Genomic DNA, 17,576 nt, shown 5'->3' on the forward strand with positions numbered 1-17,576 from the left:
GTTCACGTCCAACGATGAAATCTGCACCTGCCATAAGCGATTCTGATGACCGGTGACGGCCTCTTGGGCGGCCTGGAGGATCCTTGCGGTCATGGACCCGCACCTCCTGCGCACGTACGTGACGGTGGCCCGCCTCGCCTCCTTCTCCGAGGCCGCGCGCGAGCTCGGCTACACCCAGTCCGCTGTCTCCCAGCACATCGCCGCCCTCGAACAGGATCTCGGCGCGGCCCTGCTCACCCGCCGACCGGTGGCCCCCACCCCGGCGGGCGACCGCCTCCTGGAGCACGCGGGCCCGCTGCTGCTGCGCCTGGACGCGGCCCGCGCCGAGGTCGTCCGCATGGCCGCCGCCCCCGAGCAGGGGCTGACGCTCGCCGCCGCACCGGCCGCGCTGACCCCGCGTACGGTCCGGGCGCTGCCCATGGCGGGCGTCACCCTCTCCGTGCTGTCGCGCGACGAGGTACCGGCGGCCGTCGCGACCGGCGCCGCCGACCTCGGCCTCGTCGACGGCCTCGCCGCCCCCAGTGACCCCCTGCACCTGCCGGACGTCGCCCCGCTGAGTGCGCACGCCGTCGCGGAGGAACCCGTCGCCGTGCTCCTCGCCGAGGGCCACCCACTGGCTCGCCGCGCCGGTCTGCGCCTCGGCGACCTCGTGGACGCCCGCTGGATCGACGCTCCGGGTGCCGCCCTGCCGCTGGCCCAACTCCGCGCCGCGAACGGCACGTCGGGCTTCCGGCCCGCACTGCGCTACGACGGTACGGACCTGCGCACCCTCGCCGCGCTGGTCGCCGCGGGACACGGCCTCGCCCTGCTGCCGAAGGCACCCGCCGACGAGGCGCGGGGCACGGTCGCCGTGCCCCTGACGTCGCCCCGCGTCGTCCACCGCACGGAACTCCTGCACGCGGGCGCGCTCCGCGGGCCCGCGCGGACACTGGCCGCACAGCTGGACGTCACCCGTTCGTGAAGCGTCGCCGCGGGGTCACTCCGGGTAGAGCTGTGGCCGGAGGCGAGCCATGGATCAGACTGCGTTGCGTCCCAAGCCGATGCCGGGCCAGAACCCCGGCCAGAACCCCGATCCGAGTCCTACAACGAGTACGAAAACGGGTCCGAAAACGGGTCCGAAACCGAGTGCGAGTGCGGGCGTGAGTTCGAGTACGAGTACGAGCGCGGGCCCGGCTCCCGGAAAGCGCTTCGGCAGGCTGCTCGGGCCCGGCAGGAGCCACCGGCCGCACGCGGTCAGGCGCCGCGGCAGGCGGCTGACGACGCTGCTGTTCGGACTCCTGGTCGCGGTGGCGCTGGTGCTCTCGGGCATCGGCATCGGCACCGTGAGCGCCACCGTCATCGGCTTGAGCAAGCTCGCCGAGATACAGAAGGCGGCGCCCGGTCCGGCCGGGCCCGCTGCTCAGAAGCCCCCTGTCTCGAAGCCGGGCGCACCCCTGAAGCCGGGGCCGGGGCCGGGGCCGGGGCCGCGTCCGCTCGCCACCCAGCCCCGCACCTCCCAGCCCCGCACCTCCCAGCCCCGCACCGCCACCCTGGGCATCGAGGCCGTCGACGCTCCCGGGGGCGCGGGCGCCCTGCTCGTCGGTGCGCACGTACCCGGTCCCGGGCACACCGCTGGCCTGGTGCGCGGCGACACACTGCTCGTGGTCGGCGGGACCCGGATCGACTCGGCGGCCGATCTTGCGGCGGTGGTCGGTGCCGCACGCCCCGGCAGGGCGCTGGCCCTGACGGTGCGCCACGAGAGCGGCGTACGCCAGGTCCTGTCCGTCAGGCCAGGCGTCGTGACCTGACCCGGGCTCGCGGTCGCGAGCGGCGCGGGGCAGGATCTCAGGCGTAGACAACAGGAGGTCCACATGAGCAGCGCGCCCGCGCCCTTCACCGCCGACGACTACCGAGCACGCATGGAACGCGCCGCGGCCACGGCCGCGGACGCGGGTCTGGCGGGTGTGCTCGTCGCCCCCGGACCCGACCTCGTGTGGCTCACCGGCTACCAGCCGACCGCGATCACCGAGCGCCTGACGCTCCTCGTGCTCGCGGCCGGGCAGGACCCCGTCCTCGTGGTCCCCACCCTGGAGGCCCCGGACGCCGCGCGGGCCGCGGGCGCGTCCGCGCTCACCCTGCGGGACTGGACCGACGGCAAGGACCCGTACGCCGTCACGGCGCCCCTCCTGGACGCATCGGGCCGCTTCGGAGTGAGCGACAACGCCTGGGCGATGCACCTGCTCGGCTTCCAGCAGGCGCTGCCCGACACCTCCTACCTCTCCCTCACGCAGGCGCTGCCGATGCTCCGCGCGGTCAAGGACGACGCCGAGCTTGAGCGCCTCGCGGCGGCGGGCGCGGCGGCCGACGCGGCGTACGAGGAGATCCAGAAGGTGTCCTTCGCGGGCCGCAGGGAGACGGACGTCGCCGCCGACCTCGCCGACCTGCTGCGGCGGTTCGGGCACTCCCAGGTGGACTTCACCGTCGTCGGTTCGGGCCCCAACGGCGCCAACCCGCACCACGAGGCGGGCGACCGCGTCATCGAGCGCGGCGACATGGTCGTCCTCGACTTCGGCGGGCTGCTGCACGGCTACGGCTCGGACACCTCCCGCACGGTCCACGTCGGTGAGCCCACCGCGGAGGAGCAGCGCGTCCACGACGTGGTGCGCGAGGCGCAGGCGGCGGGGTGCGCGGCGGTGCGGCCCGGCGCGGCCTGCCAGGACATCGACCGCGCGGCCCGCGACGTGATCACCGAGTTCGGCTACGGCGAGTACTTCATCCACCGCACCGGACACGGCATCGGCGTCACCACCCACGAACCGCCCTACATGATCGAGGGCGAGGAGCAGCCGCTGGTGCCCGGCATGTGCTTCTCCGTGGAGCCCGGCATCTATCTGCCGGGGCGCTTCGGGGTGCGCATCGAGGACATCGTGACGGTCACCGAGGAGGGCGGGCGGCGGCTCAACACCACCGCCCGCGAGATGGCGATCGTCGACTGACGCCGTCGGCGTCAGGCCGGGCGTGTCAGGCCGGGCGGGCCCTCAACCGACGTCGGTGCGGGGCCCGTTGCGCGGCTCGCGGCCCGGGTAGCGGGCGAGGACGTTGTACGGATAGGGCAGGGGCCGCGCGCTCGCCTCCGTCAGCCGCTCCCGCTGCTCGGGCGTCAACTCCCAGCCCACACAGCCGAGGTTGTCGGCCAGCTGCTCGACGGACCGCGCCCCGACGATCGGCGCGGTCACACCGGGCTGCTGGAGGAGCCAGCGCAGCGCCACCTGCGCGGGGGAGCGCCCGGCCTCCTCCGCGACCTCAAGCACCGCGTCGACGACCCGCCAGGTGTCCTCGGTGGCCCGCTCCTCCCAGCTGCCCGCGCCCCGCGTGCCCTGCGGCGGGGCCGCCATGCCCCGCCGGAACTTGCCCGAGAGCCAGCCGCCGTGCAGCGGGCTGTACGGAATGACGCCGACGCCTTCCGCCGCGCTGAGCGGCAGCAGCTCCCACTCGATGTCGCGCCCGAGCAGGTTGTAGAACGGCTGCAGACAGGAGTACGGCTCCCAGTCGTGCGCCCGCGCCACGTCGAGGGCCTTCTGCAGCTGCGCCCCGGAGTGGTTGCTCGCGCCCAGGTAGCGCACCTTGCCCGCCTTCACGAGGGTGTCCAGGGTGGACAGGGTCTCCTCGACGGGTGTCGTCGCGTCCCACACGTGCGTCTGGTACAGGTCGATGTGGTCGGTGCCGAGGCGCCGCAGGCTCGCCTCGACGGCCGACACGATGTGCTTGCGGCTCAGGCCACCGGCGTTCGGCGCGTCGCTCATCGTGGCGAACACCTTGGTGGCGACGACGAGTTCGTCCCTGCGGCGGCCCTTGAGCCAGCGGCCGAGGATCTCCTCCGACACGCCGTGCCCGTACATGTCGGCCGTGTCGATGAACGTGCCACCGGCCTCCGTGAACGCGTCCAGCATGCGGGTGCGACGTCGCCTCGTCCGCGCCGCTGCCGAACGTCATCGTGCCGAAGCAGAGTTCGCTGACGCGCAGACCGGTCCGGCCCAGGAATCGTTGCTTCATGATCGCCTCCCCTAGGTGGCCCCGAGGTTACGCGGTGGCCAGGATCACGCACGATTCAGCGGGCAGGCGCACCACCCCGTCCGCGCCGGGCGCCTCGACCGGCTCCCAAGCGGCAAGCACGCGCGCGTGGCGCCCGTCCAGCGGCACGGTGACGGGCTCCTTGCCGAGGTTCACGGCGATCCGCAGGTCCCCGCGCCGGAACGCGAACCAGCGGGCCCCCTCGTCGTACGCGACCCGCACTGCCGACAGGTCGGGGTCGGTCAGGTCGCCGCGGGCGCGCCGCAGGGCGATCAGTTCCCGGTGCCAGGCGAGCAGCCGCGCGTGGTGGCCTTCCGCGGGCTCGGACCAGTCCAGGCACGACCGGTCGCGGGTCCCGTGGTCCTGCGGGTCGGGGATGTCCTCCTCGGCCCACCCGTGGGCCGCGAACTCCCTGCGCCTGCCCCGGCGCACGGCCTCGGCGAGATCGGGGTCCGTGTGGTCGGTGAAGAACTGCCAGGGCGTCGTGGCGCCCCACTCCTCGCCCATGAACAGCATCGGCGTGAACGGGCTCGTCAGGGTGAGCGCCGCCGCGCAGGCGAGCAGGCCGGGGGAGAGGGCGGCCGAGAGCCGGTCCCCCTGCGCGCGGTTGCCGATCTGGTCGTGGGTCTGCGCATAGCCCAGGAAGCGGTACGCGGGAGTCCGAGCGCGGTCCACGGGGCGTCCGTGGGCGCGGCCGCGGAACGTCGAGTACGTCCCGTCGTGGAAGAACCCGTGCGTCAGCGTCTTGGCGAGCGCGGCCAGCGGGGCGCGCGCGAAGTCCTCGTAGTAGCCCTGCGACTCACCGGTGAGCGCGGTGTGCAGCGCATGGTGGAAGTCGTCGTTCCACTGCGCCTGCAGACCGAGCCCGCCCCGCGCGCGCAGGGTGACGATCCGCGGGTCGCCGAGGTCCGACTCGGCGATCAGGGACAGCGGCCTGCCGAGCTCGGCGGCCAAGGAGTCCACGGCCACGGAGAGTTCCTCCAGGAAGTGGCACGCGCGCGTGTCGCGCAGCGCGTGCACCGCGTCGAGGCGGAGGCCGTCGACGCGGTAGTCCCGCAGCCAGGCGAGGGCGCTGCCGATCAGGTACGCGCGCACCTCGTCCGAGCCGGGCGCGTCCAGGTTGACCGCCGCGCCCCAGGGCGTCTGGTGCGTCTCGGTGAAGTAGGGCCCGAACGCGGGCAGGTGGTTGCCGGACGGGCCGAGGTGGTTGTGGACGACGTCGAGGACGACGCCGAGGCCGTGCGCGTGCGCCGCGTCGACAAATCGTTTCAGCGCCTCGGGTCCGCCGTACGGCTCGTGCACCGCCCACAGCGACACCCCCTCGTACCCCCAGCCGTGCCGCCCGGGGAAGGGGCACAGCGGCATCAGCTCCACGTGCGTGACGCCGAGTTCGGCGAGGTGCCCGAGGCGGCCCGCCGCCGCGTCCAGCGTGCCCTCGCGCGTGTACGTCCCCACGTGCAGCTCGTACAGGACCGCCTCCCGCACGCCGCGCCCCGCCCAGGGCGTGCCCCACGCGAACCGGTCGTGGTCGACGACCGCGCTGAGCCCGTCGGGCCCCTCCGGCTGGCGGCGCGAGCGCGGGTCGGGCAGGACCGGGCCCCCGTCCACCGAGAAGCCGTAACGGGTGCCGTCCTCGGCCGCCGCTTCCCCCGCCCACCATCCCGCGCGGTCCCCGTCGCGCTCCAACGCGCGCGTGGCCCCCGCGCACTCCAGCACGACCCGCTCGGCCTCCGGCGCCCACACTTCGAACTTCACCGACGGTTCTCCCTCGTCCGCTGTCCGTCACACCGTGCGTCCCTCGTGTGTCCCATGGTGCGTCAGAAACCGTCGGTCCGTGGGAGGATCCGCGGGCAAGCGATCGGGCAGTTGCCGAAGCCCCCGTTCTGGACACCCGGGCCGCGCTTGACCGACAATCCCCAGGTGACATCCTCTTTCGAGTTCTCCACGTACCCCGCGCGGGTGACGGACGCGGAGCGCGACCGGGCGCTGGACGTACTCAAGGAGGGTGCGGCCGCAGGCAGGCTCTCGCACGACACGTTCGTGCGGCGCATGGAGCTCGTGCTCGCCGCCCGGCAGCCCGACGAACTGGCCGCTCTCACCGGCGACCTGCGGACCGAGAGCCGCTGGTCGCGCATGGTGCTCGGCGGCGTGGGAGCGGTCTCCGGGTTCACGATGAAGCTGCGCAGGGCCTGGCAGACCGAGCGCCTGCCGAAGCTGCTGCTGCCCTCGCCCGACAGCAGCCATCCGCTGCGGATCGGCCGCGACCCCGCCAACGGGCTGCGGCTGAGCCACGACACGGTCTCCCGGGTCCACGCCGAGCTGCGGCGGCAGGGCGGCGTGTGGGTGCTGCGCGACCTCGGCTCGACGAACGGCACGTCCGTGAACGGCCGCAGGGTGACCGGTGCGGCGATCGTCCAGGACGGCGACTCGGTGAGCTTCGGCCGGATGGCGTTCCGCCTCTCGACGGACTGACCCCCGCCGACGGACCGACCCCGCCGACGGACGTACTCAGTCCCGCGCGCGGTCGCTGTCGGCCTGCACGCGCGCGTGCCACGCGGCCGCGACCGTCGTGCGCGACTGGTGCTCCACCTGGTCCTCCAGCGGCACCCAGCGGGCCCTGAACCGCTCGGCGAACGCCTCGCTCCACTGCGTCACGAGCAGGTCGAGCCGCGGCGCCGCCCGGTCGCCCGCCTCGTCCAGGACCCGCAGCAGCATCGCGGCGGCCCGCAGTGGCAGGCGCCTGCCGAAGGCGTCGACGCTCCCGATGTACGCCATGGACGTGCCCGCGGGCGGCAGCCGCCGCCAGTCGTCGGCGAGGCCGGGCACCAGGCCGAGCGCCCACCGCGCGGCGCGCAGCAGCGGTCCTTCGGAGTCGGGCAGCCGGGGCAGCGCCTCGCCGAGGATCTCCTCGACGAGCCGTGCGTCCCTTCGCAGCCGCCGCGCCAGCGCCCGCATCGCCCGCGCGGGTGCCGGATGCGGCTGCGGGTCGTCGACCAGATCGCTGGCCCACATCGGGACCTCGACGATCGCGGTGCGTCCTCCGTAGCGGTGGGTGCGGTGCCAGGTGGTGAGCCGGGCGTCCTCGGGCAGGCTCGGGTACGCCGCTTCCGCGCCGGGGCCCGGCAGTACGTGGACGCCCGGGCCGGAGACCGGCCAGCCCGCGGCGTCCGACGCCCCGGTCTCCACGGGTATGTGCAGTTCCGCCGCCGATTTGGCGAACGGCTCCGCGAGGCCGGGGATGTCCTTCGTCAGCTGTACCCAGCTGCCGCCCAGGTCGGTGCCGTGCAGGGACACCTGCAAGTAGGGGCGCAGTTCGTCGATGACGGCGTTCAGGGCACGGGTCTCGGGCGGCAGCCGGTCGGGCGGCAGGATGGAGGGCGACCACTCGGGCTGCTCGGGCCCCGCGGGGCGGAAGAAGCTGCGGTGGTAGTCCAGGAGCGTGCGGGGAGAGGGCGTGCGGTGCAGGCTCGCGCCGTCCGGGTCCGCGCAGAGCAGGAAGTGCCAGGAGGCGTCGCTGCGCAGCCGCGGGTCGCGCAGGGTCCACTCGGCGAGGTTCAGCAGCGTCGAACCGCCGGTCGGCTCGTTGGCGTGGGCGCCCGCGACGACGAGGACGGCGCGGGTGCGGCGCCCCACCGAGAGCAGGTGCAGCGGCCGTCCCGCGCGCGAGGCACCCACCTCGCGCAGGGAGATCAGGTCGGGACGGTGAGCTGCCAACTGTCGCGCGGAAAAGACGAGTTCAGGGACACTCGGATAGTGCTGCACCGCCAGTTGGCCCCCCGTCCGGTCCACCACTGAGGCAATCGAAGTACGCCACGCCCCGCGAGACGTGTCAAGGACGTGCACGACGGAGCGGAACGACGGCCGACCTCACTCGAACGGGCGTACGTGGACTGCGACAGGGCCCGCGCGGTGGTCCTCTTGAACACACCCGCGCGGCCGCTCGCCGCGCCTACGCACAGGTGGGAGCCCCGCGGTGCGCTGCCTCCCCGTCCCGCCGGACGGTCCGATACCCCCACCCGAACCACCTCCCGCCCTGCGCATGCTGCTCGCGGCCCCCGAGCGGCCCGCCACGCGCTCCGTGGGCGTGCTGCGTGCGCCGTCCGGCGCGCCGCCGCCCAGCCTCGTGTCGCCCGGCGCCGCAAGGGACCCCTACCCCGTCTTCCGCGTGCTGCGGGAGAGCTATCCGCTGGTGCGGGACGAGCTGCTCGGGGCGTGGCTGGTGAGCCGGTACGGGGACGTGTGCGGGGCGCTCGCACAGGACGGGCTCGTCGCGGTGCCGCCGGGGCGGACCCTCGCGCACATGGAGGGCGGGACGCACCGGGCGCACCGTGCCCTGGTCGAGCCCGCGCTGCGGGGCCGCGCCGTCGCCGCCCTGGCCGCGGGCGCATCGCGCACCGCCTACGTCCTGGCCCGCCGCGTCGCCGCCCGCGGGGAGACCGACCTCGTCGCCGAGTTCTGCCAGTGGCTGCCGACCGCCGCGGTCACCGCGGCCCTCGGCCTGCCCTACGAAGACACCGCTCGCGTCCAGCAGTGGTGCCGCGGCGGCCTCACCCACCTCGGCGGCCACCACCACGAACTGGACGCCTGTCTGCGCCCCCATCTGGCGCGCCGCAGGGCCCGCCCCGGCAGCGACCTGCTCTCCGTGCTGTGCACCGCGGAGGTCGACGGACGGCCGCTGTCCGACGAGGCCGTGTCCGGTCTCGTCGGTTCACTGCTCGGCGGCGGCGGAGAGGCCACCGTGCTCGCGTTCGCCTCGTTCCTCGCCAACCTCGTCGACGACCCGCGTCAGCTGGCCCTGGTCCGCGAACGGCCCGAGCTGATCCCCGCCGCCTGGGCGGAGTCCCTGCGCCGCGACCCGCCCGCCCCCGTCGTGCTGCGCCGAGCGGTCCGCCCGGTCACCGTGGCGGGCGCGACGCTGCCCGCGGGGGCCGTCGTGGCGTGCCTGGTCGGCGCGGCGGGCCGGGACCCGGACCGGTTCGCCCACCCCGACCGCTACGACGTCCTCCGCGCGGACCCGGGCCGCCTCGCCTTCGGCGCGGGCCGCCACGCCTGCCCGGGCGCCGAACTCGCGGCCCGCACCGCCGAGTACGGCCTGCGCGCCCTCCTCGACGCCCTGCCGGGGCTGCGCTGGGCGCCGGGTTTCAGACCGGCTCCCCGAGGGCTGCTGACCCGTGGTCCGCGGACTCTTCTCGTCCGGCCTCAGTAAGTACTGCCTGGGCGTGGGACCCCCTGTTCTCCCCAGGCTCCCCAACCCCGGCGGCGCGCACCAGGAGCGCCACCGGTGACGCGGCGAACAGCTCCGCCACGCGCGCGTGCCCCTCGAACTCCCGCCCCGGAGCGAGCAGATCGGCCCACCGGCCCGCCGGGAGCGCGAGCTCCGTCCCGCGCCAGCCGCCCGCGTCCGCGAGCCGCAGGGACAGCCGCGTCACGGCGACCACGACCTCCCCGGAGCGGGCGAACGCCACGCAGTGCGCGGCGCCGGGGCCCTCGGCGGCCAGCGGCTCGTACGTCGCCGCGCCCCCGAACAGTTCGGGCCGCCGCCCGCGCAGCCGCAGCGCCGTCGCGGTGAGCGCCAGCTTCTCCTCCGAGAGGTCCCAGCGTTCCCGCTGGGAGTCGAGCCGCTCCAGGACGTGCGGCTGGAAGCGGACGGGCCGCCGGTTGTCCGGGTCGACCAGGGCGCGGTACTCGCCCTCCGTGCCCTGGTAGAGGTCGGGCACTCCGGGCATCGTCAGGTGCAGCAGCGCGGCCCCCAGGACGTTCGCCCGCATGTGGGCGTCCATCTCCCGCACGAAGGACGCCACCGAGTACAGCGGAGGCCCGCACGGCCCCGCCTCCACGAAGGCGCCCACCGCCTTCTCGTACGCCTCGTTCGGCTCGGTCCAGCTCGTGTGCAGGCCCGCCTCGCGCACGTGCTTCATGAGGGCGTTCTGCAGCCGCTGGTCGTAGGGGAAGCCGAAGCCGACGGCCGTCTGCCAGGCGGCCCAGGCCAGTTGGGGGTCGGGCGCGCCCGTGCCGCCCACGCGCGAGGTCTGCTCGGTGACCTCGGCGAGGAGGTCGGCCCACCGGCCCGGGCACTGCGTCAGGACCGAGATGCCCGCCCGTACGTCCGCGCTGCGCTTGGTGTCGTGCGTCGTCAGGACCGTGCCCGAGTAGGGCCAGTCGCGCTGCACGCGCGCGCAGTAGGCGTGGAACTCCGCCACGGGCACCGCGGGACGCTCGGGGGCGCCGCCCACCTCCGCCGCCGAGAGCAGCGGCGCGTGCCGGTAGAAGGCCGTGTCCTCGACGGCCTTGGCGCGCAGCGCCGACGCGGTCTGCGCGAACCGCGCGCGGAACTCCCCTAGGGCTCCGGAGACCGCCGCGGGAGCCCCGGGCTCCCCGGCCTCCCCGACGCGTACGCGCCCCAGCGCCAGGTCCCGCACGACGTCGACCGCGCCGGCCTCCTCGGGCACGCTGAAGGCCGCCCTGGCCTCGTCCGCGGCGCGCACGGTGAGGACCGCTTCGGGAGCGTCGCCCCCGGAGACGTACGGCCGGTAGACGGGAAGCCGCACGAGCAGCTCCCTGAGGGCGGTGCGCAGCGCCCACGGCGCGTGGTCGCGCAGCGCGGGGACGGCCGCGCAGATGGTGTCCGCCACGCGCGTGAGGCGGTCCACCTCCGTGGCCAGTTCGCTCGTGACGACCTTGTACGCGGCCCGGCGCACCGTCGCGTCCCAGTCGCCGCCCCGGTCCGCGGGAGCCGCGGCGAACCGCCGGTACTGGCCGAGGAGTTCACCTGCGCCCGCCGGGTCGGCGAGGACGCCGTCGATGTGGCGCAGCGCGTCGTAGCCGGTGGTGCCCGCCACGGGCCAGGCGGCGGGCAGGCGCTCGCCGTCGGCGAGGATCTTCTCGACGACCGTCCAGCGCCCGCCGGTCGCCTCGTGCAGCTTCTGGAGGTACGCCCCGGGGTCCGCGAGGCCGTCCGGATGGTCGATGCGCAGGCCCTCGACGACGCCCTCACGCAGCAGCTGCAGGATCTTCCCGTGCGTCGCCCCGAACACCTCCGGGTCCTCGACGCGCACGCCGATGAGGTCCGAAATGGTGAAGAAGCGACGGTAGTTGAGCTCGGTGCGGGCCAGCCGCCACCAGGACAGGCGGTACCACTGGGCGTCCAGGAGCTCCGGCAGCGGCAGCTCCGCGGTGCCGTCCCGGAGCGGGAACGCATGGTCGTGATAGCGCAGCACGTCCCCGTCGACCCGCAGCCGCCCGAGCTCCTCCCCGAGCCTGCCGCCGAGGAACGGCATGAGGACGCGCCCGCCGCCCGCGTCCCAGTCGATGTCGAACCAGCGCGCGTACGGCGACCGGGGGCCCTCGCGCAGCACCTCCCACAGCGCGTGGTTGTGCCGAGGGGCCGCCGCCATGTGGTTCGGCACGATGTCCACGACCAGACCGAGCCCGGACTGCCGGGCGGTGCGGGACAGGGACCGCAGCCCGTCCTCGCCGCCCAGCTCGTCCCGCACCCGCGCGTGGTCCACGACGTCATAGCCGTGCGTGGACCCGGGGACCGCTTCGAGCACCGGCGACAGGTGCAGGTGGGAGACACCGAGCGAGGCCAGGTAGGGGACGGCCGCCTCGGCGGCCGCGAAGGGGAAGTCCGGCTGCAGCTGGAGCCGGTACGTGGCGGTGGGCGGCGGCGGTACCACGGGGCCGGGGCGCTCCGGCGTCATGCGCGTCATGCGAACGTACGTACCCGCTCGGAAGGCTTTCGTGTCATCGACTCATGCGTGTCGGGACCACCGTGTCGTTAGCGTCGGACGATGGCTGAGAACACGCGGGACGCGTACCGCACGGTGCTCCGGATGACGGGGGCGCTCCTCCCCGTCGTCTCGTTCTTCGGCAGACTTCCCGTGGCCATGATCCAGTTCGGCAGCGTGCTGCTGGTGACCGAGACCAGCGGGTCGCTGGCCACCGGCGGGATCGTCGCCTGCGCGCTCGCGCTCGGCCAGGTGACCTTGGGCCCGTTCGTCGGGCGCCTCGCGGACCGGCGCGGCCAGCGTTCCGTCGTGCTCGCCTTCTCGCTCGTCAACGCCGTGGCCATCGCGGCGTACACGCTGGGCGCCGTCGCCGACCTGCCCACGCCGGGGCTCGTCGTCCTCGGCGTCCTTGCGGGCGCGACGATCCCGGGGATCGGCCCCCTGGCGCGGGCGCGCGTCGTCCCGCTGGTCCGCGCCAAGGGAGGCGACGACCGGCTCGCGGGCACCGTGCTGTCCCTGGAGAGCACCATGGACGAGCTGTCCTTCGTGCTCGGCCCCGCCCTGGTGGGCCTCGCGTCCGTCGCGGGCCACCCGGCGTACGCCTTCGGCGTCGCCTCGCTCCTGGTCGCCGTCTGCGGCACGGCCTTCGCGCTGCACCCGACGGGGCGTACCCCGAGGGCGGTCCCCGCGGATCCCGCACGCGCGCGTGGCACACGTCCGCGGCTGCCGCGCTCCGTTTATGTGGTGCGGGTGGGGCTCCTGTTCCTGGGGGTGCTGCTCGGCGCCTGCGGCGCGGGCATCACCGCGCTGACCGACGAGCTGGGCCGACCGGGGCAGGCCGGTCTCGTGTACGCGGCGATGGGCGTCATGAGCGCGGTGGTCGGGCTCTCGATGGCCGCGCTGCCCGAACGCTTCGGGCTGATCGTGCGCTGGCGGGTTGCGACGGCGGCCGCGGCGCTCCTGTCGCTGCCCCTGGTGTGGACCGACAGCCTGGTGGGCCTCTACGTAGTGGTCACTTTCTTCGGCGCGATCTACGCCCCGAACCTCATCACCGGCTTCGCGCTGACCGAGCGCGCCGTGCCGCAGCAGCGGCTTGCCGAGGGCATGACGTTCGCGGCGAGCGCCTTCGTCGGAGGCCAGGCGGTGACGCTCGCGGTGGCCGGACGCCTCGCGGAGTCGCACGGCGCGGGGGCGGCCTTCGCCCTCGGCAGCGCGGCCGCGGCGGTGGCGTTCGTGATCGCACTGATCGCCCGCCACGAACCGCACCGCCCCGAACCGGACGGATGCCCGACCCGCGCCGCAGCCCCCGCTCAGCCGTCCCGCACCGCCGTCACGCCGGACGCTGCAGCACCGCAAGGCTCCGGTCGGCCAGCGTGAGCCGGTCCCCGGCCCGCACCTTCGGTCCCGGCTCCGGCGGCACCCCGTCCTCGTGCGCCGTGTCGATCACGAGCTGCCACTGACGGCCGTGGTTGACCGGGACCACGAACTCGATGGGCTCCGGCGACGCGTTGAACATCAGCAGGAACGAGTCGTCGGAGATCCGTTCCCCGCGCTGCCCCGGTTCCGAGATGGCGTTGCCGTTCAGGAACACGCTGAGCGCCCGCGCCTGCGAGGCGTCCCAGTCGGGCTGCTCCATCTCGTCGCCATCCGGGGTGAACCAGGCGATGTCGGACAGTTCGTCGTGGGTGCCCTGCACGGGCCTGCCGTGGAAGAACCGGCGCCTGCGGAAGACCGGGTGGTCGCGCCGCAGCATCGCCATCGTCCGGGTGAAGGCGAGGAGCGAGTTCTCGCCGTCCGGCCAGCGCACCCACGCCAGTTCGTTGTCCTGGCAGTACGCGTTGTTGTTGCCGCTCTGCGTGCGCGCGAACTCGTCCCCGTGGCTGAGCATCGGCACGCCCTGGGAGAGCATCAGCGTGGCGGTGAAGTTCCGCATCTGCCGCGCGCGCAGGGCCAGGACGTCCTGATCGTCCGTCTCGCCCTCGGCGCCGCAGTTCCAGGAGCGGTTGTGGCTCTCGCCGTCCCGGTTGTGCTCGCCGTTGGCGTCGTTGTGCTTCTCGTTGTACGAGACGAGGTCGTGCAGCGTGAAGCCGTCGTGGCAGGTGGTGAAGTTGATCGATGCCAGCGGGCGCCGTCCGTCGTCCTGGTAGAGGTCGGAGGAGCCGGTGAGCCGGGAGGCGAACTCCGCCAGGGTGCGCTGCTCGCCGCGCCACAGATCGCGCACCGTGTCCCGGTACATGCCGTTCCACTCGGTCCACAGGGGCGGGAAGTTGCCCACCTGGTAGCCGCCCTCGCCGACGTCCCAGGGCTCGGCGATCAGCTTCACCTGGCTGACCACCGGGTCCTGCTGCACGAGGTCGAAGAAGGACGACAGCCGGTCCACCTCGTGGAACTGGCGCGCCAGCGTCGCCGCGAGGTCGAAGCGGAACCCGTCCACATGCATGTCCGTGACCCAGTGCCGCAGCGAGTCCATGATCATCTGTAGGACGTGCGGCGAGCGCATCAGGAGCGAGTTGCCGGTCCCCGTGGTGTCCATGTAGTAGCGGGAGTCGTCCATCAGGCGGTAGTACGAGGCGTTGTCGAGGCCCTTGTAGGAGAGCGTCGGGCCCAGATGGTTGCCCTCGGCGGTGTGGTTGTAGACGACGTCCAGGATCACCTCGATGTTCGCCTCGTGGAGCGCCTTCACGGCCTGCTTGAACTCCAGGACCTGCTCGCCGCGGTCGCCCCAGGAGGCGTACGCGTTGTGCGGGGCGAAGAAGCCGATGGTGTTGTAGCCCCAGTAGTTGTTGAGGCCCATGTCCACCAGGCGGTGGTCGTTCACGAACTGGTGGACCGGCATCAGCTCCAGGGCGGTGACGCCGAGTCCTGTGAGGTGCTCGATGATCGCCGGGTGCCCGAGCGCCGCGTACGAGCCGCGGAGCTCCTCTGGGAGGTCCGGGTGCAGCATCGTCAGGCCCTTCACATGGGCCTCGTAGAGCACCGTCTCGTGGTACGGGGTGCGCGGGGGCCGGTCGTCGCCCCAGTCGAAGTAGGGGTTGACCACGACCGACGTCATCATGTGCGGCGCCGAGTCCATGTCGTTGCGCGCGTCGGGCTCGTCGAAGTGGTAGCCGTACACCTCCTCGCCCCAGTCGATGCGCCCGCTCACCGCGCGTGCGTACGGATCGAGCAGCAGCTTGGCCGAGTTGCAGCGGTGCCCCTGCTCCGGTGCGTAGGGGCCGTGCGCCCGGAAGCCGTAGCGCTGGCCCGGCATGACGCCGGGCAGGTACGCGTGCCGCACGAACGCGTCGGACTCGCGCAGTTCGACGGCCGCCTCCGAGCCGTCGTCGTGCAGCAGACACAGCTCCACTCGCTCGGCGGCCTCGGAGAAGACCGCGAAATTCGTGCCCGCTCCGTCGTACGTGGCACCTAAGGGATACGCCTGCCCAGGCCAGACCTGCATGTATACGACTCTTCCACTCACGCCCCCTCAACTCGGGGCCACTTCGGCCAGAGTGTGCCCGAAAGTGGGGCAACCACCCAGGAGTTGTACCCGTCTAACCGTCTGACCACATACTCGGCATGCCCATGAATGGGGCGCCAGGGGAGTAGGGGGAGTAGTGCGAGAGATAGTCAGACGCCACCTGGGGAAGGTGGTGGCGGGCGCGGCGGTCGCGGCGACCGCGACCGCCGTGCTGGTGGGCGTCAATCTGCCGGGGTCGGAGTCGGGCGGGTCGGGGGACCGCCAGGCGAACGCGGCCGCGGCGAAGCAGGACGCCATCGCGAAGGACGGCGTCGTGGAGGCAGCGCCCGAGGAGGGCGCGAAGGGCGTCGGCAGCGACCCGCTGACCGACGAGGAGATCGAGCGGGCCGAGAAGGCCTCGGTGTCGGGGCAGATGCGCTCCAGCGCCCGGGACGTCGAGGGGGACCGCGGACCGCAGCTGCTGTCCACGAACCTCAGCGAGCCGGAGCCGAGCGACAGTGGTGCCGCACCGCAGCGAAGTGCCGAAGTCGTCTACTACGACTACAAGAAGGACGCCGTCATCACCAAGACGGTCAACCTGGAGACCGGCAAGGTCGACGACACGGCCACCACGATGAACGTACAGCCGCCGCCGAGCCAGGAAGAGCTCGCCGAGGGCGCCCGGCTGCTGATCGCCGACCCGCTCGGCAAGGGCCTGAAGAAGGACTTCAAGCACGCCACGGGCAAGGCGCTGGCGGGCCCCGACCAGCTTCAGCTGAGCGGCATGGTCTTCCGCAAGGAGACCGTGAAGCGTGTGCCGTCCAGCCTCGACGCGTGCGGCAAGCACCGGTGCCTGCAGGTCGTCACCAAGGTCAAGAGCGGCCCGTGGATCGACACCAGGTCCCTCGTCGTCGACCTGAGCACCCGCACCGTGGGCCGTCTCGGCTGATCCCGGCCGCCCACGCACGACACCACACGCCAACTTCTCCTCGTCCGAGGGAGTCCACTCCACCATGCACGTCAACAGACTTTCGCGCGCCCGCAAAAGGGTCACCATGGCCCTTGCGGTCTCCGCGCTCCTCGGCGGCGCCGTCGGCGTCGCCGCACCCGCATCGGCGGCCCCGCAGGCGCCCCCGGCCGCACCCGCACCCGCGGCCGACTGCAGTGACGCCTACAAGATCGAGCAGACCGTCGACGGCGGCACGACCTGGCGCATGTGCTGGCACTACAACACGCTCTCCGGCCTGATCCTCGACAAAATCAGCTACCAGCCGAAGGGCGAGCCGAAGCCGATCCCCGTCCTCACCAGCGCCCGGCTCGCCCAGGTGCACGTGCCCTACGACGACGGCCAGGCCGAGTACGACGACGTCACCGGCACCGACTTCGGCCAGGCCCTGCAGAACCTCAACCCCGGCGAGTGTCCCGGCGGCACCATCAAGACCGTCAAGGTGCCCCACCGCGGCAACGTGAAGGGTCTGTGCGCCACCACGCGCGCGCGGGGCCACGCCTACCGCCTCAACGACGACCAGAGCACCGGCGGCACCGGCAAGGTCTACACCGGCCAGGGCAAGGACCTGCTGGTGTACACGGTGAACAAGGCCTCCTGGTACGAGTACATCACCGAGTGGCGCTTCTCCTCGGACGGCACCATCACCTCCAACGTCGGCGCCACCGGCAGCCTCTCGCCGTACGACTACGACGGCGGCGACAGCCGCGGCTGGCCGATCGGCAAGGGTGACCAGGCCAAGGCCGAGAGCCACGCCCACAACGTCTTCTGGCGGCTCAACTTCGGCCTGGACGGCTCCCCGAAGTCCAGGGTCGAGCAGTACGACTCGAAGGTCACCCCGCCCACCGGCGACGGCAGCCCCACCACGAAGACCACCCGCACCAAGGTCACCAAGGAGCTTGCGGGCGACCGCGAGGACATGCGCTGGTGGCGCGTGGTCAGCAACACCGGCAAGAACAAGGACGGCCACCCGCGGTCGTACGAGATCGTGCCCGGCCCCAGCACCAAGCACGCGGGCCGCGAGTTCACCAAGCACGACGTGTACTTCACCCAGTACAAGAAGTGCGAGCAGTACGCGAGCAACAACCCGGGCTGCCCCAACGGCACCCCGGACAGCGTCGACAAGTGGGTGAACGGCCAGGCCATGGATCACCCGGTCACCTGGGTCCACGTCGGCTTCCACCACATCGCGCGCGACGAGGACCAGCAGCCGATGCCGGTCCACTGGCAGGGCTTCTCGCTGGCCGCGCGTGACGTCACCGCTATGAGCCCGCTCACTCCGCAGGACCTCGCCAACCAGAACGGCCAGCCTCCGCTGGGTCGTTGAGAAACCACCCTGCCCATCGGGCTGCAC

General features: G+C 73.2%; 12 protein-coding genes and 1 pseudogene. 8 read left to right on the forward strand and 5 right to left on the reverse strand.

Annotation, left to right across the window (positions count from 1 at the left end; translation table 11 throughout):
- Nucleotides 1-91 precede the first annotated feature (91 nt).
- From AC068B_RS11620 to AC068B_RS11630, 3 genes are all read left to right on the forward strand, one after another.
- Entirely contained in the window at nucleotides 92-961 is an 870-nt protein-coding gene (locus AC068B_RS11620) for a LysR family transcriptional regulator (protein ID WP_478670824.1), read from the forward strand.
- Nucleotides 962-1,010: 49 nt separating this feature from the next.
- On the forward strand, nucleotides 1,011-1,787 hold the full coding sequence (locus tag AC068B_RS11625) for a PDZ domain-containing protein (protein WP_478670827.1): 777 nt from the start codon (nucleotides 1,011-1,013) through the stop codon (nucleotides 1,785-1,787).
- Nucleotides 1,788-1,850: 63 nt separating this feature from the next.
- Complete coding sequence (locus tag AC068B_RS11630) at nucleotides 1,851-2,975, forward strand: M24 family metallopeptidase (protein WP_478670828.1); 1,125 nt, start codon at nucleotides 1,851-1,853, stop codon at nucleotides 2,973-2,975.
- Between the two features lie 42 nt (nucleotides 2,976-3,017).
- Here AC068B_RS11630 and AC068B_RS11635 read toward each other — a convergent pair.
- Nucleotides 3,018-4,032: pseudogene (locus AC068B_RS11635) on the reverse strand (aldo/keto reductase).
- A 27-nt stretch (nucleotides 4,033-4,059) separates the two neighbouring features.
- Nucleotides 4,060-5,805, reverse strand: coding sequence for a malto-oligosyltrehalose trehalohydrolase (gene treZ / locus AC068B_RS11640; protein WP_478670829.1), 1,746 nt, complete (start codon nucleotides 5,803-5,805; stop codon nucleotides 4,060-4,062).
- Nucleotides 5,806-5,970: 165 nt separating this feature from the next.
- On the opposite strand from treZ, the gene AC068B_RS11645 reads away from it, so the two are divergent.
- The gene (locus tag AC068B_RS11645; protein ID WP_478670832.1) at nucleotides 5,971-6,522 is read left to right on the forward strand and encodes an FHA domain-containing protein; all 552 of its coding nucleotides are present in this window, start codon (nucleotides 5,971-5,973) and stop codon (nucleotides 6,520-6,522) included.
- 36 nt (nucleotides 6,523-6,558) lie between these two features.
- Here the strand turns inward: AC068B_RS11645 and AC068B_RS11650 are convergent, their stop codons facing one another.
- Complete coding sequence (locus AC068B_RS11650) at nucleotides 6,559-7,818, reverse strand: M14 family zinc carboxypeptidase (RefSeq protein WP_478671269.1); 1,260 nt, start codon at nucleotides 7,816-7,818, stop codon at nucleotides 6,559-6,561.
- Nucleotides 7,819-8,023: 205 nt separating this feature from the next.
- Between AC068B_RS11650 and AC068B_RS11655 the strand changes: the two genes are divergently transcribed.
- On the forward strand, nucleotides 8,024-9,256 hold the full coding sequence (locus AC068B_RS11655) for a cytochrome P450 (protein ID WP_478670834.1): 1,233 nt from the start codon (nucleotides 8,024-8,026) through the stop codon (nucleotides 9,254-9,256).
- On the opposite strand, the gene treY is transcribed toward AC068B_RS11655, so the two are convergent.
- Complete coding sequence (gene treY / locus AC068B_RS11660) at nucleotides 9,192-11,750, reverse strand: malto-oligosyltrehalose synthase (RefSeq protein ID WP_478671271.1); 2,559 nt, start codon at nucleotides 11,748-11,750, stop codon at nucleotides 9,192-9,194. The genes AC068B_RS11655 and treY overlap by 65 nt on opposite strands.
- Before the next feature lie 90 nt (nucleotides 11,751-11,840).
- Here treY and AC068B_RS11665 point away from each other — a divergent pair, with 90 nt between their 5' ends.
- Nucleotides 11,841-13,154, forward strand: coding sequence for an MFS transporter (locus tag AC068B_RS11665; RefSeq protein ID WP_478670835.1), 1,314 nt, complete (start codon nucleotides 11,841-11,843; stop codon nucleotides 13,152-13,154).
- Here the strand turns inward: AC068B_RS11665 and glgX are convergent.
- Nucleotides 13,108-15,216: a glycogen debranching protein GlgX gene (glgX, locus tag AC068B_RS11670; RefSeq protein WP_478670838.1), complete on the reverse strand. Its 2,109-nt coding sequence runs from the start codon at nucleotides 15,214-15,216 to the stop codon at nucleotides 13,108-13,110. The two genes, AC068B_RS11665 and glgX, sit on opposite strands and share 47 nt — an antisense overlap.
- A gap of 157 nt (nucleotides 15,217-15,373) precedes the next feature.
- Here glgX and AC068B_RS11675 point away from each other — a divergent pair, with 157 nt between their 5' ends.
- Together AC068B_RS11675 and AC068B_RS11680 are read left to right on the forward strand one after the other, a co-directional pair.
- Nucleotides 15,374-16,165 carry a Tat pathway signal sequence domain protein gene (locus tag AC068B_RS11675; RefSeq protein ID WP_478670839.1) on the forward strand — a complete coding sequence of 264 codons (792 nt, stop codon included), beginning with the start codon at nucleotides 15,374-15,376 and terminating at the stop codon, nucleotides 16,163-16,165.
- 64 nt (nucleotides 16,166-16,229) lie between these two features.
- Complete coding sequence (locus tag AC068B_RS11680; RefSeq protein WP_478670841.1) at nucleotides 16,230-17,549, forward strand: copper amine oxidase; 1,320 nt, start codon at nucleotides 16,230-16,232, stop codon at nucleotides 17,547-17,549.
- Nucleotides 17,550-17,576: the final 27 nt, after the last annotated feature.

The organism is Streptomyces sp. NPDC042371, from assembly GCF_056437465.1.